This window comes from Butyrivibrio proteoclasticus, from assembly GCF_900115735.1.
In the GTDB taxonomy this organism is placed as follows: Bacteria; Bacillota; Clostridia; order Lachnospirales; family Lachnospiraceae; genus Butyrivibrio; species Butyrivibrio proteoclasticus_B.
Map to the genome: position 1 here is coordinate 106674 of NZ_FOXO01000005.1, position 24581 is coordinate 131254.

General features: G+C 39.0%; 8 protein-coding genes. 5 read left to right on the forward strand and 3 right to left on the reverse strand.

All coding sequences use genetic code 11. From position 1 onward, the window contains the following. Nucleotides 1-2 precede the first annotated feature (2 nt). Entirely contained in the window at nucleotides 3-1463 is a 1461-nt protein-coding gene (locus BM146_RS04730; protein WP_074885104.1) for a sensor domain-containing diguanylate cyclase, read from the reverse strand. A 450-nt stretch (nucleotides 1464-1913) separates the two neighbouring features. Between BM146_RS04730 and BM146_RS04735 the strand changes: the two genes are divergently transcribed. From BM146_RS04735 to BM146_RS04745, 3 genes are read left to right on the forward strand one after another with little or no spacing between them, the layout of a single operon-like run. Further along, nucleotides 1914-3044 carry a tetratricopeptide repeat protein gene (locus BM146_RS04735; RefSeq protein WP_207649894.1) on the forward strand — a complete coding sequence of 377 codons (1131 nt, stop codon included), beginning with the start codon at nucleotides 1914-1916 and terminating at the stop codon, nucleotides 3042-3044. Continuing rightward, nucleotides 3037-5262 carry a M4 family metallopeptidase gene (locus BM146_RS04740; RefSeq protein WP_074885110.1) on the forward strand — a complete coding sequence of 742 codons (2226 nt, stop codon included), beginning with the start codon at nucleotides 3037-3039 and terminating at the stop codon, nucleotides 5260-5262. Before BM146_RS04735 ends, BM146_RS04740 begins: the two co-directional genes overlap by 8 nt. Before the next feature lie 40 nt (nucleotides 5263-5302). Continuing rightward, on the forward strand, nucleotides 5303-21031 hold the full coding sequence (locus BM146_RS04745; RefSeq protein WP_074885112.1) for a hypothetical protein: 15729 nt from the start codon (nucleotides 5303-5305) through the stop codon (nucleotides 21029-21031). Nucleotides 21032-21073: 42 nt separating this feature from the next. Here the strand turns inward: BM146_RS04745 and BM146_RS04750 are convergent, their stop codons facing one another. After that, on the reverse strand, nucleotides 21074-21673 hold the full coding sequence (locus tag BM146_RS04750) for a response regulator (RefSeq protein WP_074885115.1): 600 nt from the start codon (nucleotides 21671-21673) through the stop codon (nucleotides 21074-21076). 269 nt (nucleotides 21674-21942) lie between these two features. Here BM146_RS04750 and BM146_RS04755 point away from each other — a divergent pair, with 269 nt between their 5' ends. Together BM146_RS04755 and BM146_RS04760 are read left to right on the forward strand one after the other, a co-directional pair. Continuing rightward, nucleotides 21943-23520 (forward strand): GH25 family lysozyme, encoded by a 1578-nt coding sequence (locus BM146_RS04755; RefSeq protein WP_242949341.1) that lies wholly within the window; start codon nucleotides 21943-21945, stop codon nucleotides 23518-23520. A 118-nt stretch (nucleotides 23521-23638) separates the two neighbouring features. Continuing rightward, nucleotides 23639-23884 (forward strand): hypothetical protein, encoded by a 246-nt coding sequence (locus BM146_RS04760; protein WP_074885117.1) that lies wholly within the window; start codon nucleotides 23639-23641, stop codon nucleotides 23882-23884. A 27-nt stretch (nucleotides 23885-23911) separates the two neighbouring features. On the opposite strand, the gene BM146_RS04765 is transcribed toward BM146_RS04760, so the two are convergent. After that, nucleotides 23912-24568: a Crp/Fnr family transcriptional regulator gene (locus BM146_RS04765; protein WP_074885120.1), complete on the reverse strand. Its 657-nt coding sequence runs from the start codon at nucleotides 24566-24568 to the stop codon at nucleotides 23912-23914. Nucleotides 24569-24581 lie beyond the last annotated feature (13 nt).

Here is a 24581-nt window from a genome sequence, read left to right on the forward strand (position 1 = left end):
TCTTATATTTCAATCACGGTATATGTATTTCGAACCTTTTTAGATTCATAGAGTGCCTTATCTGCAGTTTTGATCAGGTTGCCTACAAGCTCAGTTCCGAAGGCACCACCGAAACTCATGGTTATACGGATTTCTGGATTATTATCGATAGTAACATCTTTTAAAGCCTCTTTTAATTGTAAAAGCTTATTTTCCAGGTCCTGTTTAGTGATATCAAAGAAGACCATCATAAATTCATCGCCGCCATAACGTACGACTACATCATCTTTTCGTACGGAATGCTCCAAAATATTTGCGACTTTTGCGATGGCTTCATCACCGCTCTGATGACCGGCAGTGTCATTGACTTCTTTAAATAAATCGATATCACCCATGACCACAGCTTTACAGGGTTTAAAGATGAGTTTATCATCCAAAAACTTTCTGTTTCGAACCTTGGATAGAGAATCTATATATATTTCTGACTCGAATTCTGATATTATTTTCTGCTGTTCCAGATTTTGCAGCTTGGCATCTGTTGTATCCACGCAACCATAGACAATGTGTGATATGCTGCCATCTTCATTTCGATCACCAATCATGAAAACGCCATTGAACCAGCGATGAGCACTTTCGCTGTAAAACTCCATTGTTGTAGATTCATGCTCGTTGATAGCGGTAAGGATGTTATCCTTATCAAGCCAGTCATACAGACTTTGGTGGAAACTCTCTGCAACTGAGGAGGCAACATTTGCTTTTAAAAATTTGAAAGCGTCCGGATCTTTTGGAACCTTCTCAACATATTCATTGGTGCTGATCATATGATAACTCATATCGCTGACATCTATATATAAAGAAAAGTTGAAGATACTGCCCAAGGCCTCTATTATTTTTACATGTTCTTTGAGTGCTTTGTGGGCAGTAATATCACGATAGCATCCCATATAGATTTCCAAAGAGCCATCATCGGGGCGTCTTATGAATCTTCCGGCACCGGTGACCCAGATGATGCTTCCATCTTTCTTTTGCATGCGATAGGTTGCGTGAGTAATATCAGGAAGATCGCGGTGAATGCGGATTGAATCCCAGAATAATTTAACGATGTCATCGCGCTCCTGCGGAACAAGAGTTTTGACCCAACTGTCGAACTCATTGGGAAGATCTTCGATTCCATCGTAGCCCAACATTTGCCTGGTCTCATCGTTGAATTCAAAACTCAGCAGGTTTTCGTTGCGATCAAAGGTACAGAAGTACATACCGGCTTTTAATCCCTTGGCAAATATATCCTCTTTATATCTGGCTATACGGTATTTGCTGTTAGCCTCTTCAATTCGTCTGTTGCACTCAATTAAGAGTTCATGCTGATCCTCAGGATATGCAGATATGTCAAATAAAGGAGAAGCATCGTCTACTACGACACTGGCTTCAGCGTTAAATTGTCCTATACCCTTGGTAATGCTATTGACTGCATTGTTGGTATTCATCTATGCTCCTTTAATCGTTTGCAAGTCAAAATGATAACTATATTACATACATTAATAATACTACTTTTTGGGACCTTTTGGCATGCTAAAAGAGAATTTAGCAAGTGGTAGCTCTTTTATTGCATTATTTTAGTGTTAACATCTCCAATTATGGACTAAATTACGTTTCGGAAATATTTGATCGCGCCGATAAGGAGATGTATGAGAATAAACAAAAGCTAAAAGAGAGGGATGCAGCAGCTTCATGTTAAGAAGTTGAAGTATTTATACAGAAGCGGGATTGTAGTGGTTTGAGGGTGAGTAAATAAATATGTGGTAAATAAAAAATTAAACAGGGATTAATTATTAACTGTAAAGAGGAACAGTTTGTTCCATTTTGTGTTTTTTTTTATTTTTAATGGGATAATAAAATATCGAAATATTAAAAAGAATTTTGAATAATAGTTTCAAATGTTACAGTTAAACGATGATTCATATACCATAACGGGGGCCAAAATGGAATTTGAAAATACTGAAAAAACCGAAAAAACTAATTCAAAGACTGTACGTTGGTATTACAAAAAATGGGTACGATTGCTCGCTGGAGCACTTGCGATTGTTATGATCTTTGTAGCAATCAGCTACAGTGTAATGCGTTCACAGGTAAGATCATTGTATGAGAATATTTCGGATTCGGAAAATGCCTTAAAAGAAATAAGTCAAAATAATGCTGAAGATGTAGGTGTTTACGATAATTTAGATAAAATCAATGACTATGCCACTTTGTCGGAGTTGGTCGATAAAGGTGATTACATGGCGGCAATTGATAAAGCTAACGAAGCGTTAAATAGTGAGCAGGATCCAGACGTAAAAAAGGAGCTTGCTGAGATTTTAAGTGATCTTTATTACAATTCCGGAATGTATCAAGAAGCAGCTGATATTGCATCTTTGTACTATGACGAAGAAGAGGTGTCTCCATCCTTGTGCTATGTAAGAGGTTTGGCATTTTTGCAGCTTGGAAGCTATTCTGAGGCAGTAAATGATCTGGAAATGGCAAAGTATTCAGGATTGGAAGATGAAGATGTGCTTAATCTACATCTTGCGATAGCAACTTATGCAAATAGTGAATATGAAGCAGCTTCAGAATATTCTGAGGATTATCTGCATTCACCAACCATTTTGAATTTGCCAGAAAATGTATCAGACGATACTCAAAAGGAGATAGAGGAGAATAGTAACCTGTGCAAGTATATCGCAGCACTCTCATATATGCATCAGGATGAATATAAGCAAAGCATAGCGTACATAGACGAATTGCTTGAACATACAAAGGACAGTGAGATTTATTTCTACAGAGGTATTGATAATATGGCTTTGGAAGAATATGAGGCGGCTATTGAAGACTTTGAAAAAGCCATAGAAGAGGGGAAAAAGGATACAGAAGTTTATTATGATTTAGGCATTTGCAGAGTATCTTGCGGAAAAGTTGATGAGGGAATAGATGATTTAAAACGTGTCATAAATAATAATGACAAACCGGAACTTACAACCGCTTCAGCAAACATTTTAACGGCAATTGCCCAGGGTAAATCAGATGAGTGATAAACATATTATCAGTAAAATAGTATATTTTATTATTCCTTCGTTGATTATTTCTGCGTGTGGTAGCAGCGTTGATGAAATGGCTGTTGATGCAATCTCCTCTGAAGAAGCGTTTGAAGAGATGGCGTCGGAAGAAGACTCCGAATATGAAGAAGATTATAAAGATGAATACATATATGATTTTGAGCTGCAGGATAAATATTGTACGAAAACATTCAATGCAGAAAATGATGCAGATGCACAAGAAGTTTTTAATGAATTGAATAGAATAAATGGCGATAGTCTGAAGATAGTAACTAACAAATATGGATATATTACTTTCATGCAGGGTACCATCTGTGAGGAACCGTGTCTTACACCGGAAGACTATGACAAAGTTATGGAAATGATAAGACCGGCAATTAGTTATGACAAAGAGATTGATCTTGAACAGTATTTTTTACTGGTAGATGATTTTGGAAATACTTATGTTGTTTTTAAAGAGAAACAGGGTGAATCAATCAATGAATCAAATGTTGTAAAGCTTATATTGGATAAAGATGGCTATATGAAAGGGATTTCTTCAACCATCATTCCATATTCCGATTCAGGCGAAAACACTGTTGAACCGGCGGTGGCACTTGAGGTAGTAAAAGAATTTCTTTCCGAAAACAATCCTGATGTAAGCTATGTTTTTTATACGGATGAACCCGAATTGGAAATCAGAAGGCGATCGGATAATGTAACGGGTCAGGAATATACCACTAAAGTTTATACGGTGTTTACGGATAATCCGTACAAAAATCTAGATGCATATGAAACGCCATGTATAGAGCATTATGTATCCAGAGACGGGAAGTATATCGGAAACAGACCTGTCTATGTAAATCTTAAGGATGATGGAAAAAGAGAATTAAGTGGGATTGAAAGTTTGTTTGATGCAATGGATGAAACCTCTTTTACAGATACCTATGTGAATTATAAGGGAAAAAGTTTTAGCGTAACTGTACCAATAGCTAAGAAGGGCCAAACATACTATCTGCAGGATAAAGAAAGAAAAATTATTTGTGCAGATTACTGGGAATTTAAGTATAACAATGAGGTTAAGGTTATAAGCTCAAGCAACAATAAAGATTGGGATCCTCAGTATATAAAAGCATATAACAATTATGTGAAATGTTACGATTTTTATGCTGATGAAGGCTGGTATGGACCTGACGGAGTCGGAGGTCCGATACTATTGTTGATGGATTATTGTGATGAACAACATAATCCTATAGATAATCTCTCATATCTGGGACAGGCTGAAAATGCACAAATTTTTGCAGCTTGTTCAAAGGCAAATGTTTATTCCGACGCTATTGATGTAGTAACTCATGAGTATACTCATGGTGTAACATCAGCAGCTTTAACCGATATTATATATAAGAATGAAATGGGAGCAATCAATGAGGGAATAAGTGACATAATGGGAGAAATCGCTGATCTGTATTATGAGGAGAAAGAAGGGATAGAGAGTAGTGAAAAAGCCCTGTTTTATATTGGTGAAGATGCCGGGCAACCGTTAAGGGATTTATGCATTCCGGAGGCTTTCGGACAACCATCGCGAGTGGGAAGTGTATTCTATGTTCCGTCTGCGACAATTCCCGCGGATTTCAATGATCTTGGAGGTGTACATATAAACAGCAGCCTTATAGGAAATGCATTTTTTCAAATGTATATTGATTCAGATCTTACTGCAAATGAACTCCTCTCAATTTGGTTTAGTCTTATATACGCAATGACACCTGGTACAGGATTTTTTGATATATCAGAAATGTTGCCATTTGCCTGCAGACTTTCCGGTAATGATGAAGTAGCGAAGTTAGCAGGGGATAGTATTAATAATCTATGGCTTAATACAAAAGATTATTACGAATATATTGATGTTGGAACAAGTCAGATTTTATTTGTTTTACCACCATGGATTGATTGGAGCAGGACAAGACTGGAAATGATTGATAAAACAGGAATGGTTTTTATGTCCTGGCCGGAAAAGGGGAGAGATACAATTTGTCTCGATGTTTATCCAGGTGAGTATTATGTTCAGTTATCTCAATTTGACGTAGCAGGTAATATGATCGGCTGTTGGAACTATAACGGAGAGAAATGGACTACAAAGAACGAAAATGCCAGATATATTACTATTGAAAATGAAGAATTATATATGCTAAATGAGTTGCCTTATATACAGAACTAGAAACCTATCGTATTCATTTCAGTGACCCGGAGGTTGGAACATGAAGAAAATAGCGAAGTATCTAATTGTTTTGATATTGGTGCTCGGCTTTGGTAGCACTGCTGAGCTAAGGGTATCTGCTCAGGAAGATGACATGCCTAATGATCAGACACCGGAAATTCAAACAATTCAAACGCAGGAACAGGAAGAAATTATACCTGCGCCTACAGCGGAGGAAAGTACAGAAACGATACAAGTGCCTTCTTCCGAAGAGAGCACAGAGCCTGTTACTGTAACACCAGCAGATGAGAATGTAGAATTGGAAGCGGATTCTCTTTCTGCTGAGCCGATAAGCACTGATAATAATGAAGATGCTGATACGGAAGCTCTTTTGGGAACTTCGATGTTAGCATCTCCAAGTGCTGAGCCTGAAATGAGATTATTGGCAGCACCATCAGTTTATCTTGCAGGTGTTCCGGATACAGATACGGGCGAAGAAGAGGATACGGATGAGGGATCGGTTGATACCATGGAAGGCAAGGAAGCAACAACTTCTACGCCTGCGGTAGAAGAACAGACAGCCGAGAATATTATAGAGAACGCTATCCAGAAACAGATAGAAGATGCTGTAGCAGGGGCCGGTGAAGGTGACGTATATGTAAAGGTTGAAAATGGCGAGTATGACGGCGATCTTAATATAGCGAAGGATAAACTGGATACAATCGGAGAAAAGACAATCTATGTCCTGGCTCCCGGTTCATATACAGAAAATGAAGATGGATCAATAGGTCAGGAAATAACTTCCGGTGCTGACGGTTCTGTTAGAATGAACGGAAACGTTAATATAGATGGAATAAAAGTAGTTCTTGCAGGTATTTATTTTTCCCTTGGAAATAAAGTATCTGTAAAAGATTCTGAAACACAATTATATGGAACAACTCTTGATGATAATATAACTGTTGAGCTTCAGGAAAATGCAAAGGTAGAAGTTCATGGTGGTGATGGAGCAGATACTTTGTCTGTTGAGGGAAAAGAACTTACGGATGATGAAATAGATAAGACAGAATCTGTGACAGGTAGCAGAACAGTTACTCTTGAAGGCGATGCTGGCTCTAATTTATATGAAGTAGATCTTTCGGCAGGTGGAGATGAAAATAAAAGTGCTTCTGATACTACGCAGACATCTCCGACAAATGTAACGATTAAGAGCACATCAGATAGTGACAGAGTACATTTTTCAGGAACTCTTCAGGATGGAGAATCTGATGATAAATCAAGCAATAGCAAAATTGAAACAACAATAAAGAATTCTACAGATACGGTACCAAATACTGTCACATATGTTCAGTCTCTTGATACTAATAAATATAAATTCAATCTACTTTCTACAAGTAATAGAAAGAGTAATGGTCTTGATACTGCAGTAAAAAATTTAAGAACTGTGGTTACAACTGAAGGAATCAAGAACTTTACTGATGAACTTGAGAATAAGATTGAAAGGGAAATAGCTTATTCTGATATAGAATCAGATGTTATAAAAAGTGAAATTATAGATAACAGAAGTTTTGTAAATTATGTTTATAATTCCAGCAATACAATTAATATATCAGTCAGTCAGGCTGATGCTACAAATGTAGCAGCCAACACAAAATTAACCCAACTTGTTCTTGAGAATACAGCCGTGGAACCAACTGTTGGAAATGTAACAACTGTTGGAAATGTAACAACTAATGGAATGAATCTATTAATAAGAGATGATTCCATTATTATTACAGGAACGGTTGATACCGGAGCAGGAAATCTTGTAGTAAGAGCCAAAGATTCGGATATGAATTTAAACCTTAGTACAGGTCCTGTTGCAAAAGCTATTAACGATTTTGTTGGCACCGATAAAAAAGTTCCATGTAACATTCAGCTGTCAGTATTTAGTATAAAGTCTACTGCAGAGGTTAATGTTAAGGCAGGTGCAAACCTTAAGGGAAGAGATATTGATATTAAATCCTACAGCAAACAAGATAAGCCACTTGTTCCTTATTATCTATTTAATTCAACAACTCAAAAGAAAGAAGAGGATAACAATACTAAGGGCGAGGATTTTGTCAGTGTAAAGGTAAGTGACGCACTGGTAAATATAGCCGGAAACATTACTTCGACACTTAATTTTATAGGAAGAGCTATTTCTACAATAACTTCGACTGCAAGTAATGAAGCGTTGGCTAATTGGTACATTCCTGTTGCTACTGCAGTTCTTTTAGGAGAAGCAGGTCTTGTAGTCAGTGGAACAGCTGCTATCGCTGCTGCAACTATTAAGCTTTTGTCGGATAGCCAGATCAATGTAAAGGTAGCTTCTACCGTTGGAAGTCTTCCGGTTTCAATTGCGGTATCTGCTCTTACAAATGATTCTAAGGTGGAGATAACAGACTCTGCTAACGTAAAGGCAAAGACAGGAAATGTATCTACACAGGCATCAGGTAAAATGATAGCTACAACCAAGTCTCATGCTAAGAATAAAGAAACAGAAGATAATGCTGAGAATAAGAAGAAAGATGGAGAAACTGAGAATAAAGGTAAATCAGAAAACCAGTATGGCGGGTTTATTTCAGTAGCGGTTGCTCTTCAGGATGTATCTGTTAATGTCTTGAAAAATGCCCAGGTTTCCTCAGAAAAAAAGGATGTCTATATGCTTTCAAGTGCTCTTGAAAGTGTTGTAACCTCTGCTATTTCTGCTGTTCCTTCAAATGTTCCAAAGAAGAATGGAAGTGCTGATACAAATAATGGAGTGGTTGCTAAAGATAATGATGAAAAGTCTGACGCGGGTGATGAATCTGATAAGAGAAGTGTAGAGAATAGCCAGCAAAATGCTGAAAATCTTCTTGAAGCAGCAAAGAACCCAGACAAGAGCGAAGGAAAAGTACTAAGTACAAAAGATACCGATAAGATTGAGAAGCTTAAAAAAGGAGTAAAAGGATCAGGAAGTTCTGATAAAGAATCCGATAAGGACGCAAAGACAAGCAAGGACGATGAAGACGATGAGTTTGCCGGTCTTGCAGAGCTTTTTGATGAGAGTGCTCAGAGTGCGGATGTAAAAAAGGATGAGCAGCAGACAAAGAAGAAAAGTTCACTTCAACTTACAGGCGCTTTTGCGGTGAATGTTGTCTCAAACAGGAACAAAGTATATGTTGAAACAACTGATGGTATCTATGCGTTAAGTGGGAAGGTAAGTTTTTTAGCAGATGAACTTACTGTATCCAAAGCTGTTGCTAACGCAACACAGGTAAATGATAAAGATTCAGATAAAAACGTCGGTAAAAATGCCCTTGGAGCAGCGGTTGCAGTTAATGTTACCAAAAATTACAATTTAGCAGAAATTAATAACGCTCAGATAAATGCGGATAAACTTGATGTAATTGCAAATTCCGGCGCAAAGGGATTCCCTGTACTTATATATACAGAAGCGATAGCAGGAATTTCAGATGCAAAGGATGGTTTTGGTGTCGGCGGAGCAGTCGCTGTTGATGTTGCAACAATTAAGAACAGAGCAATTGTAGGATCCAAGGCATCGTTTGATATTCAGGGAGAAGAATCAAGCATTAATGTAAAAGCTAATTCTGCTGAAACTATTAAGACAAAAACAAAATCAAATGTGAAAATCAAAGGCGACAATGCCAAACTTGGGGTTGGACCAGCAATCTCAGTGGCTGTAAATGGTATTGATGTTGTGGCCGCTGTTGGAGATACCAATGCAAGCGTATCATGCAGCAATGCGGATAGCATTTCTGTTACTGTAGATCATAAATTGGACGAAGCAGTAGAGGCAACTTCAGGTGCAGAGAGTGCTCTGGCAGTTTCACCTTCTGTAACTGTTGACGTATCAGGCGTGCATGCGGAGAGTTATACATATCTAAAGCCTTCAGATTCTGCTGTTACAATGATAGTTCTTCCCGGTAACTTTACGCAGGATGCAAAGAGTAGTGTAGAGCGTACTTTGTCTGCAGATGCAAGTGCAAAAGCGTCGAATTCATCAGGAACAACTACAGGAAGCGGAACTTTAATTGTCAGTGTATTAAATGACAGTACAGTGTCTACAGCTAAGAGCAGCTTAAAAGCAAACAATATCAGCGTTACAGCTACAGGAAAGAGCAATCTTAAGAAAGGTTTGTCAAGAGCAAGTTCACATGGTTCAAAACCTGCCAAAAAAGAAGAAGGCGGCTCTGATGGCGATGGCTCTGAAGAAGGAGATGCGGATAAACAAGCCGATGAAGCCATTGATGGTGCAAAGAAGCTTTCGGATAAAGTAGATTCTGAGAATGTCAATACAAGTACTGTTTCAGAACTTACAAATAACAGACAAAAGGGTCAGACTACCGAAGGAAATGTAAGTGTAGCTGCAGCTTTTGTTGTAAATATCTTTAAGAATGTTACCAAAGCAGAACTTATAGGTGACTTTATTTCAGCAACTACCTCTGAAGATGATGATAAAAACGGAAAGATTAAGGTCATTTCTACAAATGAAACTAATTCATATATTTTTGCAGATTCATCAGCTGTAGCTGCAAAGTGTGGTAGTGATGGTAAAGTTCAGCCTGGTGATGGAACAGGAGTAGGAGTTTCTGTTGCGATAGGTGTGATCACGGTTGAAAATAAGGCTGTTATATCCACAAAAAATGATCTTGAGGCCGGGGCAGTAACTGTTAAGGCTATTACTCACGGCACTAAGAAAGAAAAGGATGCCGAAGGAAAAGAAAAGGAAGTAAATAGCGAGAATACAATAAAGACGTACTCTGTTTCCGGAGCAGGCGCACCGGGAGTCGGAGTTGCAGGAAGCATTGCTATTTCCATATTATCAGGAAATACCGAGGCTTATATATGGTGCGAAAATAACGGTGTTCCTGTGAAGCTTACTGCTTCTGAAGGTAACGTAGAAGTTAATGCGAACATTATGCAAAATGAAGAAACAATAGCAACAGCTTCTATGAAGAAGAGTGGAGAACCTGATAAGAATGATTCGGATGAAGATAAGGAATCTAAAGAAGCAGATGAGGACAGCAAACAGGTTGAGGATCAGGAAAACGGCGAGCAGGTTGCTGAAGTAGATGATAACGACGAAAGTAACAAGGGCGGAGAAGATAAGTCATCAACTGAAAATGAAGCACCTGAGAAGGACGAAAATAATAACGCGAAGAACCCTAAGGACAAGGGAAAGTCAGAATCTTCATATACTGCTGTGGGTGTAGGTGCCTCTTTTGCCATGAATATTTCCAGCCAAAAAGCTTTGACTGAAATAAGAGCTAAGGAAATAAAAACAGAAGAGTTAACAATTGAAGCTAAAGAAGAGTTAAAACGAAACACCTATTCAGTAGCAGGAAATGATCCGTTATCTAAAGGAGCATCTGATGTTAAAGCCAATAAGGCAGTAGATGCATCTATAGCTCTTATGATATCAAAGGATCAGACGAAGACCATTATTGATAAGTATAATGCATTAATGGTTAAAGCCAGTGGAGATGTATCAATAAGTTCGACCCATAATTCAACAACTGTTACTAAGTCAAGCGGCTTTGCTATTGGCAATCAGTCAGCGATAGGAGCTTCTATTGCTCTTAATATTGCAAAGGCAGATGTTGTTACCTCTTTTGACGGAAATATCGAAGCTGAAGGAGAGATAACCATTGAATCTAATATAGAAGATAACGACCGCAGCGTATCTATGGCGACAGCTATGGGAACCAAGAATGACAAGGCAAAAGAGGACAGTGGTGATCAGCCTGAAAGTCGAAATGACAATAATGATACTGCAAAAACAGTTGTAAAGGAATTGAATGAAAACAAATCAGAAAAAGCAACCGGTGATGCGAAAGCTTCAAAAGCTTTTTCTACAAACGTTTTGAAAACTCAGGGGGCAAAGACTGAGTCTACTAAGGATGACTCTGAAGTAGGCAAAGCAATAAAAGAAGCTGAAGATACTGCAAATGAAGAGGCTACAAATAAAGACAAAGCCGGGGCAGGAAAGATTGAAGATGGAGTAACTGATCAGGAAGAGACGGCGGTAAATGTAGCTGCAGCGGTTGGTATAAATATTGTAATTCATAAGGCTAACACTAATGTTGCAGGACGTATAGTATCTCTTGGTGGAAAAGACATCTCAATAAAAGCATCAGGAAATGAACAGTTCTCTACTCTTGGAACTGCACTTACAATGACGCAGCTCCCGGCCAAGGGTGCTGTTGCTGTTGGTGTTGCAATTGCTATAAACAAAAATGAAGCAATTGTTAATCTTGGAAAGAAGGATAGTGTATTTATCGTTGGTACTTCCAGTGAAGACAAGAGAAGCAATATAACAATATCATCAGAGCTGGAGCAGAATAATGATAACTCTTATATGGCAACTCAGGCTGTGGCAGGAAGTATTGCTAAGAAGGCAGGAACTGATAAAACAAATATAGCTGCCGCAGGAGCTATAGCTATCCTTATTTCAAATTCACAGACTAAGGTCAGTACAAAGTCAAGAATTGAGGTAAATGGCAAAGCTATCGAGATAACCGCCCACGATAATTACAAATTGCAGATAAGGGCCGGTAGCCTTAACTATGCTAAAAAAGCAAATGCAGGTGTTGGTGCAGCATTTGGAATGCTCTATATTAATGACCAGATTAGCGTGGGATTGTTAAGTAATTCAACAATTGATGGGGCTAGTCTAAAAATTGAGGCTCGCAGGGATTATGAAGAGAACCAGATAAAAAAGCTTCTTGGATATATTGGCAAGGCAATGGATCTTTACAGCTCATATACTGACAATAAGGTTGTAAAAGAAAGCGTAAATGAAGATGGTTCAAAGGAAGTTAAACTTACTAATCCTGATCTTAAGAGCATGGATACAGGAAACATTGCGCTTAACGCCATCAATATATTTATTAATGATACATATCATATAGAATCGTTCTCCGGTTCTTATGCTGGAGGAGAAGGAACATTAAATGCTTCGGGAGCAGTGGCTCTTGCGTTTCTTAGATCAAGTGTAGATGTTTCTCTTGGAAGAAAAATAACTATAAATATTCATAAGATTGATGACAAGACTAAGTCAGGTGTTAGCATAAATGCCATTGACACAGCAAATTCTGCACTGTATTCGATAGGTGTGGCAGGAGGCTCTGCAAAGACAAATGCGGGAGCTTCCATAGCAGTTATTATTGATAACGGCAGAACTAGCACATCTATAGCTGACTCAAGCACAATTAATATTTCAAACGATGGAGGTTTTACTTTTTCAGCCAGGACAACACAAAATAATCTTGTTGTAACAGTGGCAGCTGCAGTTACCAATAAAGACAATGGCGTTGGTGGTAATGTCAACGTATTTGTAAGTAAGCATGATACAGAGGCAGCTCTTTCAACGCGCACCACAGTTATAGCAGATAAGGATGTTAATGTAACGGCCGATTATGACAGTAATGCACTTTTGATAGCTGCAAGCGCGCAGGGAAGCAAGAAGACAGCAGCAGGTGGAGTTATAAGTGTTGGCATATACAATGCTGCTACAAAGACCCTTGTAGGCAGGCGCGGGTCAGTTACTATTACTTCAAATAAGGGAAGTGTCAATATTAAGGCGCATGCAGCAGAAAAACTTCTTGCAATTGTTGCAAGTGCTTCTGCGGCAGTAAGCGCAAAAGCGGGAGTCGCAGCTGTTATAAGTGTACTTATAGGAAAGTCAGTTACCAGAGTAGAAACCGGTACGGCTAAAATAACAGCTAATGCAGGAGATGTAAATATAACAGCAGACAACACCTCAATTATGCGATATATTGATGCTGCTTTGGCAATTGCAGGTGGAGGTGTAGCAGCAGGTGGAGTTGTTTCTGTTATAGTACTCAAGAGAACAATTGAAACAATCATTGGCGACGGAAGTAAGATTACAACTGCCGGAAATGTACTTATCAGTGCAAATGCAGTTGATGAGCTTCTGGAGGTTTTGGCAAATGGTGGAGCCGGCAGGAACTCTTTCGGCGGAATAATTTCCGTTACTGTACAAAACAATACTGTAAAAGCTATGTTAGGTGAAATCACCAGCATAAATGCAAAAGGATCTGTAGGAATATCGGCATATCTTGATGCAGTTAATTATCTGATAGCCGGAGGTCTTAATGTTGGAACAAATAACTCAGTAGGTGGAATTATAAATACTGTTGTTATAACAAATACTATAGAGTCTTCAGTAGGAAACTATACAGATATTTACAGTGGCGGAGCCAAGGCACTGGTAATGCCATCAGTTTCAAATGGAAGTGATAATAGAAAAAGAAAGATACGAGGTGTGAGTGTTGATGCAGGCGAGAATGCGAAATCAAGAATCATAGGCATCAGTGGTGCAGGAAGCGGAAATATAGCACTCACAGGTGTTATCAACACTGTTGTTTCCAATAGTAAGGTGCGTGCACATGCAAGAAGTACCGGTACTAGTATTAAGGCAAAATCAGAAGGCGGAGCCAAAGATGCGGAGGTTCCTCTGGCCATAGAGGTTGTGGCATATTCTAATACGGATGTAGTAGATGCAGCAGGATCTCTTTCTGCAAGCGGTAATGTTGGCGTTGGTGTGTCTGTAGTAGTATTTACATATGCAGCTGAAGTATCAGCCATACTTGAATGTAAACAAGCTGAATCCGATGGAAATATAAGAGTTGAGGCATTTAAGAATGACAGACTGTTCCTTGTAGCAATAAGTCTTGCAGGATCAGGGTCAGTTGCAGTATCTGCAGCACCGGATATTCTTGTTTATAAGAATGTCGTTAAAGCGAGTGTTCCTTTAGGAACGCTTACAGCAGTTTCGGACGTAATAGTTAAATCCACTGCTACATCGGATATAAACATGATAGCAGCTGTTGTTTCAGGAAGCGGAACAGCTGCAGTATCACTGGCGGGAGATGTTATATACTTCTATAACGACAATCAGGCAATCCTTGGCTCAAATGCAAAGGGTGATGTAAATGCTAAGAATATCTATGTTTTGGCTATAACATCCGAAAAGCTTAATGCAGATGCAGCAGGGCTGGCTGGTAGCGGCGCAGCAGCAGTAGGCGGCGCAGCAGACATTGTAATAACTAATGTAATATCTAAAGCGATATTGGATGTAAAGACAGCTACAGCAGAGTATATTGAAGTATATGCATCCGATGATTATAACTTCCTTGCCATAGTAGGAACACTTGCAGGAAGCGGAGCAGCCGGTATTGGGGTGAGTGTACTTGTATCTGTATCACATAACACAATACTTGCGCAGATAGGACCGAATGCACAGATAACAGCTACAAATGATGTTATAGTTAAGGCCATTTCGAACAGGCAGATTCAGAGCTTTGTTGCTAGTATCGGCATTGGCGGCGGAGCAGGTATTGGCGGAAGTGTAGCAGTTATTGTTGCAGGAAAGGGAATTGATAAGGATTCTTCTGAAACAGTAACAAAAGCAAATCCTGAGAAACTTGTGACTGAAGCCTTTGCTAATTCAGATAATAGAGCTCAGAAGGCTGTTTCAGTAAGCGAGCTTAGAAGTGAACTTAACAGTTCTATATCTCCAAACAAGGGATCTGCAAAAGAACTGGCGGCTAAGGGCGGAGAAAATGGTAATTATGACAGCTACGGAAATGGTAATAAAAAGCTTTCTAATGATCTTGTAAGTCAGACATCATCTAATCTAAAGTCAGGACTAAGCGACAGTACTGACACAACTATGGCAATAGTTGGAGAGAATGCAAAGATCAAAGCTAATTCTGTAGAGGTTCATGCAAAAGAAAACGTCAGTGCAATGGGCGTAATTGCCGGTGCAGGTGGTGGAACAGCAGGAGTAGGAGCGAGCGTTGCAGTTGTTATTATAGGATCTAATGTAAAAGCAATTACGGCTAAGAATTCCAATATAACAACTACCGGAATAGTCAGGATCATTGCCGAACTTACTCATGAAAAGAAAGAATGGAATAACGATCTTACATACAGTCCTGCAGGTTCATCCAGCAAGTCCAACATGAAGGACGTAATCAATAAGAAAGAATCAGTAGAAAAAGAGTCAACCGGTTCTTCTAAGGCTTCAAATGAGTATGGAATTCTTTTGATTACAGGCGCTGTTGGTGCCGGAGTGGCCGGAGTAGGTGTAAATGTCGTTTATTTCAATAACACAGCGGATGTAGAAGCAATTACACAGGGAGTATTCAATTATACCAATTCAACGAAGAGTTCTGTTGAAATAACAGCTGACGCTGATATGGGAAATATTGGAGTGTTCTCTGTAACTCTTGGAGCAGGAGCAGTAGGTGTTGCAACAAGTGTTGCTATAGCAAATGCAGAAACAAAAGTAAGAGCAGCGTTTGACCCTGATAAGGACCAGGCTGAAAGCAATTTACAGAAGGCAGATCTTGTAGTTGACGCTAAAGCAATAGCAAATCTGACAACAGTAAATGCAGCTATAGGAGCTGGTGCAGTAGGTGTTGCAGCAATAGTTGCAATAGCAAATAATAGAATTGATTCTTCAGCTTATATTGGAAAATATGCAAAGATAACTACAAGTAACGATGGAAGAGTTACTGTTAATTCAGAAGTTAATGGTAATGTCAATGCATATATGGGTAATCTTACAGCCGGAGCAGTAGCTGTCGGAGTATCTGTAATAATTGCCAATAATAAGGCTGACAACAACGCTTATGTTGGTATAAAGGAATCTGAAAGTCAGCAGGGAACAAATGGTGCATATATCAATACAGGATATTTGGATGTAACTGCTACTTCAAAGGGCGATATCTATGTTGTTGGAGCATCAGTTGCAGCAGGTGCAGTAGCAGCAAATGGCACAGTCACCCTCGGAATACAGAATGTTACCAATGTTGCGTCTATAAAGAATATCGATCTTAGGGCTTCAATGGACTTGGCTGCTACAGCAAGGATGGATGGAAGTGTAAGATTGAATGTAGCTTCACTTAGTGCAGGATTTATAGGAGCCGGTGCAGTAGTAGCAGAGTCCCTTATTACATCAACCAATAAGGCATATATAGGTGGAGACGGTGAAATTCATGCCGGAGCTGTGCGTGTAAGAGCAGGTGGAGCGAAGAGCGATGATCTTTCAGATGAGTACAGCACAACCGCAGTTACAACTGTAGCAACAGGAGCGGCTGGAGCTATAGCAGGTGCATTTAACTATGCATATGCAGAAAATAATGCAAATAATATAGCTATCCTTGCTCCAAATGGGAAAGTTGAGGCGGTATCCGTAAGTGCTCAGGCTCGCGGAACAGCAACGGCACTAGCAGTAGCAGCAAATGTCTCGGTTGGTGGAGCAGCAATAAATGCTACATCATCCAGAGCAGAGCTTACGGGACTTAGCAAGGCTGAGATTGTGACCGGACCAAACTCTGAATTTAAGACAGAAACAATATATGTATCAGCAAATCATAATACCTCAACTACAAAAGCGGGAAGTATCTCCTTTGACGTAAAGGGAACAAAGATTAAGGTTGATCCAAAAGCAGCAGCTGAGGCATGGTTATTCTCAGGAGCAGCGGGAATTGCTGCTAAAAATGTAAATAAGGCATACGCAAAAGCTGATAATACAGTAATTGCTAATGCAGAGTTTAACGGAAAGAAATTAGAAATTCAGGCTTACAGTGCAGCCGGAACAGTAGTAAGAGTCAACGCAGCAAGTACCGCTTATGCAAAATCTACAAATATGGTAACTGCAGGCATAAGTGTTGGATTAGCTGAGGTTGAAGCGATAGCTGCCGGAAACTTCAAGGCTACATTTGTAAATAAGGCACTTGATAGCATAGTTAGATTTTATACCTTCATAATTGCAACAACATTTACAACACAAGCAACAAGCGAGTTAGAGCCTTCCAAATCCGGAGTTTCTTCATCTGTAGGCAGTGCTGAGGCTAACAGTGCAGTAGCTAAGGCCACAACAGTAGCTGAAGCATCCGGAAAAGGAAATATTACTCAAGTTAGAGACAAACTCACAATTAACAGCACAGGTACTGTAAATGCTAGTGCAAGAATATTCGGAGCAATAATAAATATATCCGGTGCAAGTCTTGCAGCTAACTTCGTTAACTCTGAAGTTAGTGTGAAAAACAAAGCTTTCTATGAAGGTATTGGTGGAAGTGTTACTGCCAGAAATATGGATGTTATTGCCAAACTTACAGATGTTACATCATATGCTCAGGGTGGCCCAAGCTCATCAGGACTTAACTTAACGCTTTTGGGAGCTGGCATTACAAAGATAACTGCGACATCAGACATAACTAATGAGGCATATTTAGTAGATGCTAATTTGTCAATTGAAGAGAGTTTGAAGGTGCTGGCAAATACCGGAAATCTGAATGATGCAGGCAATACGATGCAATCAAAGGCGGTTCATGTTTCAGCAATTGCAGATGCTCCTGATTACAGTGTAGGTGCTGCATCTGCTCAAGGTGTAATTGCTTATACAGATGAAAGCAGCAATATTTTTGCAGGAATCAGAGGTAAAGGTGTGATTTCAGCAGGAAGTATTGTTATTACTGCGGCAGAAAACAGTGAAGTTACTTCAAAAGGAAGTGCTCCAAAGGTTAGCGTTACGCTTTCATCCGGTGACAGTATAATCGTAATTACAGAGGCGGGCAAAAAGAAGGCAAGAGAAGTTTTAGTAAAGCTTGAAAATGGAACAATTATAAATACATCAGCTAAGAATTTTGAAGCTTACGCGCTTTCTGATCTTAGTATAGCTGCAAAGCTTAATCCTATGACTAATATAGGTGGCATTAAGCTTGGTTCTTATCATCTTGCTACAGATGTTGGCAAGTCAAGAACTGCAGTTGAAATAGGTTGTGATATTGATTCTTACAACGGAATCATAATTACAGCAAAAGATAACATAAATTCTATAATAGACAGAGTAGAAATAATAAATGGTGGTCTTATTGGAGGCACTGACTCAAGAGTTGAAGGGAATATCAGAGACCAGATTGCTGAAGTAATCATTGGAAAATCCAGTAATCAGATAAGATTAACTTCCGGACTGGATGACATCAAGATATATGCTATAACAGCAGCCAGGATGAGGACTGATATTACAAGCAGTAGCTATGGCCTTGGAACTAAGAGCAATATAGCTGCCAGAAATAATTACAAGAGAACCACAAGAGTGGCGATTACTGATGATGTCACTATTGAATCAAACGGAAATATTGAGATTTTTGCTGAAGCTCAAAATGCTGATATTGAGAGTAAAGCAATTGGAAGCGCAGGAGGTGGAGTTCAAAAAGCTATTCCTACAGCACAGATAACATATAATGCTGACACTATCGTTGATATTGGTGGAAATAACCAGTTGATATCACGATATGCTATGATCAAGATAATAGCACAGACAACATCAACACTTGTTTCAAAAGCAGAGTACACAATGACAGGTGGAATAGAATCCAACAGACCATCTGCTTCAATAACAAGTGTAGAAAATGTTAACGTAAATATTGCAAAGGATAGCAGCAAACAGACTATTATTGCAGGTGCAGACGTTGAAATTTCAGCATATGTTTTAAAGCAGAAGCATGAAGCCAACGCGAGAGCAATGACTATATCTTTTGCAACATATACAGAAGCAACAACAAAAATTGAATCCAATAATAATCTCAACATCGAAATTGGAAATGCTGATATTTCCGGATTTGAGACATTACACATTTACAGCCTTGTTCAGACTCTTAATGACGATTCTATAGCCTTTGGATCAATTAAGGGTGTTACCGGTAAGGTATACAGCAATTCGGATATTTCAGGTGGAACTGTATCAAATATCACAATTGGAAACGATAAGTACAGAGCAATATTACGAGGTCCTCAGATTATTGTTAACAATACCTTCTCTAGCGATTTTGACAGTAAGATCAACAGAGAGGCAGTAGCTGATGGACAGACTATCGTCAACAAGGTAACACAAGTGGTAAAAGAAGTTCAGACAGTGGTGGAGAAAATTACTTCATGGTTGCCATGGCCACTTAAGGATCTGATAAGATACATAACCAGAACTGTAACAAAATTTGTTACAAAGGTAATAGAAGTGGTTACTTATTCTGATTGTGAGGCTAAAAAGACAGGTACGTACACTAAAGACGGACTTGTAAAGGTGAATTTGGATCTTTACAGTGGAGAGTTCGGAGCAGGCGTAAATATCAGGCTTACTAATAGTTCACTGAATGTTACCGGAACAGGTAGTGTTAGAAACGAAGAAATAATAACTGTTAATCAAGATAGCATAACAGTGCATGATCTTAAGGCTACAAAGTCAGGTAAATTTACTATATTAGCCTTTGAAGATAAGGCAAAAGGAAATATTAAACTGTTTAACAGCTCATATATTCCTTCCCTCTTTATCGAGAATTTAACAAAAAAGACATTGTATCTTAAAGATATATTTATGCTGGGTGATACCAAGCTTAATGTACCGATTGAGATAAGGACACCTAAAGACATAGAATTCTCTTACGGAATGGGAAGCAGCCCTGTTGTGAATATAATCAGCATGGGTGGAAATGTTGTATTTGCTGTTGGCAAAGATACATCAAAGGGTGAAGGAATTGATCTTGATGTAGGTGAAGGTAGCCTGATAGTAAGTATGCATGGTGGTGGAAATGTGTACACCGAGAGTAAAGACGGTAAAAAAGCATTTGTAGCAGGTAACAGTATTTCAATTTACGGTGCCGAAGATATAGGAAGTGAGGACAATCCATTTAATGTATTCCTGTTTGATGTTGCGCCGTTTGATATCGGTGAAATACATCGTGACGGACGTCAGGCAAACCTGAATATGATTGCGGCAAATAACATATGGGTTGACCTTACACCGGTAAGAATGTTGGCAAATGCTGTTAAAGTGGATAGTGGTGATGCTACTTTCAACATTAATTCTCTTAATGCTAATAAAGTAGTACTTACGGTAAAACCATCGTACATAGCAACAGTAAGAGAAGAAGGTGGTGCTAAGCCAGAGTTCTATGGAACAATAAGAGCATATTGGAAAGGTCAGTTTAACGCTAACTTCCTGTTTGGAGATATTGTAGCAGGTCAGTTTAAGGTAGTATCCAACCCTAATGACATGTCATCATATTATTACAATAGTTTACCAAATACTAAGATGAATATTGGTAATCTTGAGACCATAATGAATGGCAAATCATACTGGTTTAAGAATGATTCAGGAAAAGGTGGAAGTGATACACAAAGTCAGGGTGGAAGAAGTGATGTTTTCTCTCCTTCGATTATAGAAAGACTGAATAAAAAGCCCATTATGAAACCTATAAAATCTATACCAATAATCAATTTGAGAAAAGAGTTGGATATTAGAAGGAAACTGACGGATAATTACATTAGAACAAGGGATAATGGCATATATCCTGGTATTAACCAGGTAATAGGAAGAAACATGAGACTACTTGAAAGCATAGATTATAATGGTATTATAAAAAATCTATTTGCAAGCAAGTTCTCAGCTTACAGTTTCTTCAGAGTTGTTCAGAAAAATGGTTGGAGCTATATTCTTGTAGCTGACAGGCCGGTTGTAGGCAGTATGCTGGAAAATCTCAGTGCAGGTGCTTTAACGCAAACAGTAAAAGAGACATTGGTTGGTAACATATATGCCAGCATAGCAGGTGTTATCATTAGTGGAAGTTTGTTGAGTGTAATATCCGGATTTAATATGCTTTACATTATGATAGCGATCATCATGGCATTGATTATCTTCCTAATATTGACAAGAAAGAAAAAAGAACGTGAAGAATAGGTAGTATAAAAAACTAAGCGCTTTAAGGATTTCTTAAAGCGCTTAGTTTATGTATGGTTTAATTGGAAAACGTAGATGCTCCAGTTGATTTTTTAATTTTTCTTTTGTCAGAGGTTTTATTACATAACCACTGCAGAATAGATTCAGAGCATCCAAAGCATATTCGGAATGCTCTGTTATGAATATTATGTTTACTTCAGGATATAAAGAAGTGAGTTTTTGGGCAAGTATAAGTCCATTTGATGCCAAAAGCTCTATATCTAAAAATGCAATACAGATATTATGCTCTTTTGCATAGTCATAAGCTTCCATAGAATCGGTAAAGCCTATTACCGGAATTTCCTTAATTGCTTGCTTTACTATATCAACGTATATGTCAAGCGTAGCCTTTTCTTCTTCAATAATTATGATTTTGAGGGAATCGGAAGTGTTCTCAATTGGATCTACAAGGTCGTTAAAATCAAAATGGAGAATATCTGCTATTTTCTTTAGAGTTTTTATGTCAGGCTTTCTGTGTCCACTTTCCCAGTATCCAATACATCTTCGGCTGACAAATAACAGTTCTGCGAGTTCACTTTGTTTAAGACCTCTTTTTTGCCGAAGTTCTTTTAACTGTAAACCAAGACGTCTGTAATCATCCATTGAATTTCACATCCCTTTTATGACAACAAATAGTTGTAATAACGTTCATGTTGCAAAACAATTATACCACAGGAAAGGCAAATTGACGTTATTTTCTTGATTCCGGAGGTTAATTGACCTTTTTATAGATTCAGATATGCGCCAATGTCTTCTTCCTTCATCATAGTCTTGTTCTCTTTTTTTCGAAAGTGTATATTATGTATGTGTACGATGTCTTTGGGGGAAGGCTCTGTATATGATAAGTTCTTGTTGTTGGGAGTAAGAAGTGTATGAAAAGTAATTATGGGGATCATGGCCGTCATCGCAGGAAAAGATATCCTGGTGGAATGACCGTAAAAATCGTTATTGCAGCGGTAGTAATCTGTATCTGTGCTGCAATTTTCCTGGTTAGATCATTTGTGAAAAGAAATGCTGATAATGAAGCATCTAAGCAAGTCTCCGTTTTGGAGCTGGAAGAAATAGAGGAGCCCATACCAGAGGAGGAGCCTGTGGTTGCAGCATCTATTGAAGCCTCAGTAAATGAAGAGCAGCCGGGAGAAGCGGCAGTTGAAGCTTCGTCTGAAGAAGAGGAATTAGATATTCAGATGGGAGCCGGGGCAGAGACCGGAGAAGATATTGATGTAGCAGATCTGGTGAGTGCCAGCAATGTTGGAGAGAATTCATCTATCACTTATGGTATTGATGTATCAAGGTTTCAAGGCACCATCGACTGGGCACAGGTTGCAGCCAGTGGTATTGACTTTGCAATGATAAGAGTCGGATATAGGGATTCTTCTACAGGTGAGCTCAAGGCAGATTCCAATGCCAGATTTAACATGCAGGAAGCAGAAAAAAATGGCATCAAGATTGGAGCATACTTTTTTTCCACAGCAGTAAATAAAGATGAGGCGGTGGCTGAGGCAAACTGGGTAAAAGACTACATTGCACAGTATCCGATCACCTACCCGGTAGGATATAACTGTGAAGGCTTTGATAAGGAAAGCAGCAGGCAGTACAGCCTTACTAAAGATGAAAGAAGCAGTATTGCTGAAGCATTTCTTGATCAGATCTATAAAGCCGGATATACGCCTATTTTTTACGCATCAATGGGAGAGCTGGCCGGAGACGTTCAGTGGAATACTTCACAGATAGAGAAATCATACAAAATATGGATGGCATGGTATAACCAAAACACGTCGAATATTGCGAATGGGCCTGCTTATGATGGACAGTGCGCTATGTGGCAGTACACTAATCAGGGAACTGTTGCAGGAATAAGTAAAAAAGTCGATGTAGACGTGGCCTATTTTGGATATAACGGTACGGAAACAGCCAAAGATACTTCAGAAAGGGTAACTGCCACAGCAGATGTGGAAGCCCTTATGAGTTTTGACACTGTTGATGAGACAGTTACTGCAAAAAACAGCACAAATCTCAGGGATAAGCCAAGTCAGGGCGATGATAGTAAGGTGGTTGTAACATTGCAAAATGGTCAGACAGCCCAAAGAACGGGCATCAGCTCCAGTGGCTGGTCCAGAGTGGTGCTTGAAGGAAGCACTTACTATGCAGTATCAAGCTTTTTGACTACGGATCTTACTGCTCCGAAGCAGGAAACAGAACAGCCTGTTACTACTTCCGGCTTCAAGACTCAATTTGCTGATTGCAATGAAACAGTAACAGCCAAGGATATTGTGAACCTAAGGTCAAAGCCCAGTGTCACTGACGAGGACTCAACAGTAGCTGCAACACTATCTTCCGGAGACACTGCAACCAGAACAGGTATAAATACTGATTATGGTTGGTCCAGAGTGGAATATAATGGCCAGACCTTATATTGCGTAAGCAGTTACTTAAGAGTTGTGGAGTAATGAATCTGCCCGAACCGTTTTCATGGCACCAATGTATTTTATTTAATTGAAAAAATGACTATAATTAGTATATAGACTGTTTGTAAATGTTTTTCAGCGGATATATCAGGAGATTTTTATGAGATCAGAAGCAGATATCATGAAAAGGATAAAAAAGATTCTTTTTAAGAGGAAAATGCAGAGGATTCTAAGGAGAGTCAAGAAGCATGCGGGTGTTATCTTGCTGTTCTTTTTGCCATTTATAGCTCTCTGTATTATTCATCATCTTAAGAAAAAAGCAAAAAAGAGAATAAAGAAAGCAGTAAGGGCTAAAATCCGAGAGGACTTTGATAATAGATTCCATAAGGATGAGCCTGAAGAGTAAAGGTTTAAATATATGTATCTTGAGGAGTCAGTGATCCAGCAGTTTGAAATGACTCTTTCTATACTCAATCAGCCCTTCATCCTTCATATGAGAGAGCTCTTTTGACATGTTGGTTCTCTCAAGATTAAGGTAGTCTGCGAGTTGTTGCCTGTTGAAGGGAATATCAAATTCTCTGGAGCCGGTCTGGAGTGCAGTGGCATTTAGATAGGATAAAAGGCGTCCACGGCAGCTTTTGGAAGATGTGTGGAAACTACGTCCGGAGAGAATAAGATTTTTTTGCGATGAAATAATAAGTATATTTTTGAGGAGCTTTTCCTTCCAGGGAGAGCTCTTTTTGCTGTCATCAAGAAGGTTTCTGATACTACAAAAGAGAATAGTACATTCTTCGTTTGCCCTGACATCAACAAGAAGAACCTCGCCAAGAAGAGCGTAGGTTTCGGCGAAGTACTGATTTTTTCCAACATGGCTTAAGACGGTACAGTTGCCCCAAACATCGTTGCTTTCAATGGTTACGCTGCCTGAAAGTACCATGCCAATCATGGAAGTCTGTTCTCCGGCGTGGAGAATAATATCATCTTTTTCAAATGTTTTTTCATGGGCGTCAAGAGCTGTAAGGCATGATTCCAGCTCTTTTGCCGTCATTCCAATGAAAAGTCTGCTTTTTTCTATATCTTTTATTTCCATTTTTGCTCCTGTA

Excerpts from the sequence above, each read along its gene's own strand:
- BM146_RS04755 (WP_242949341.1), top strand. The coding sequence starts at position 21,943 with ATGAAAAGTAATTATGGGGATCATGGCCGTCATCGCAGGAAAAGATAT.
- BM146_RS04745 (WP_074885112.1), top strand. The coding sequence starts at position 5,303 with ATGAAGAAAATAGCGAAGTATCTAATTGTTTTGATATTGGTGCTCGGC.
- BM146_RS04730 (WP_074885104.1), bottom strand. The coding sequence starts at position 1,463 with ATGAATACCAACAATGCAGTCAATAGCATTACCAAGGGTATAGGACAA.
- BM146_RS04735 (WP_207649894.1), top strand. The coding sequence starts at position 1,914 with ATGTTACAGTTAAACGATGATTCATATACCATAACGGGGGCCAAAATG.
- BM146_RS04740 (WP_074885110.1), top strand. The coding sequence starts at position 3,037 with ATGAGTGATAAACATATTATCAGTAAAATAGTATATTTTATTATTCCT.
- BM146_RS04750 (WP_074885115.1), bottom strand. The coding sequence starts at position 21,673 with ATGGATGATTACAGACGTCTTGGTTTACAGTTAAAAGAACTTCGGCAA.
- BM146_RS04765 (WP_074885120.1), bottom strand. The coding sequence starts at position 24,568 with ATGGAAATAAAAGATATAGAAAAAAGCAGACTTTTCATTGGAATGACG.
- BM146_RS04760 (WP_074885117.1), top strand. The coding sequence starts at position 23,639 with ATGAGATCAGAAGCAGATATCATGAAAAGGATAAAAAAGATTCTTTTT.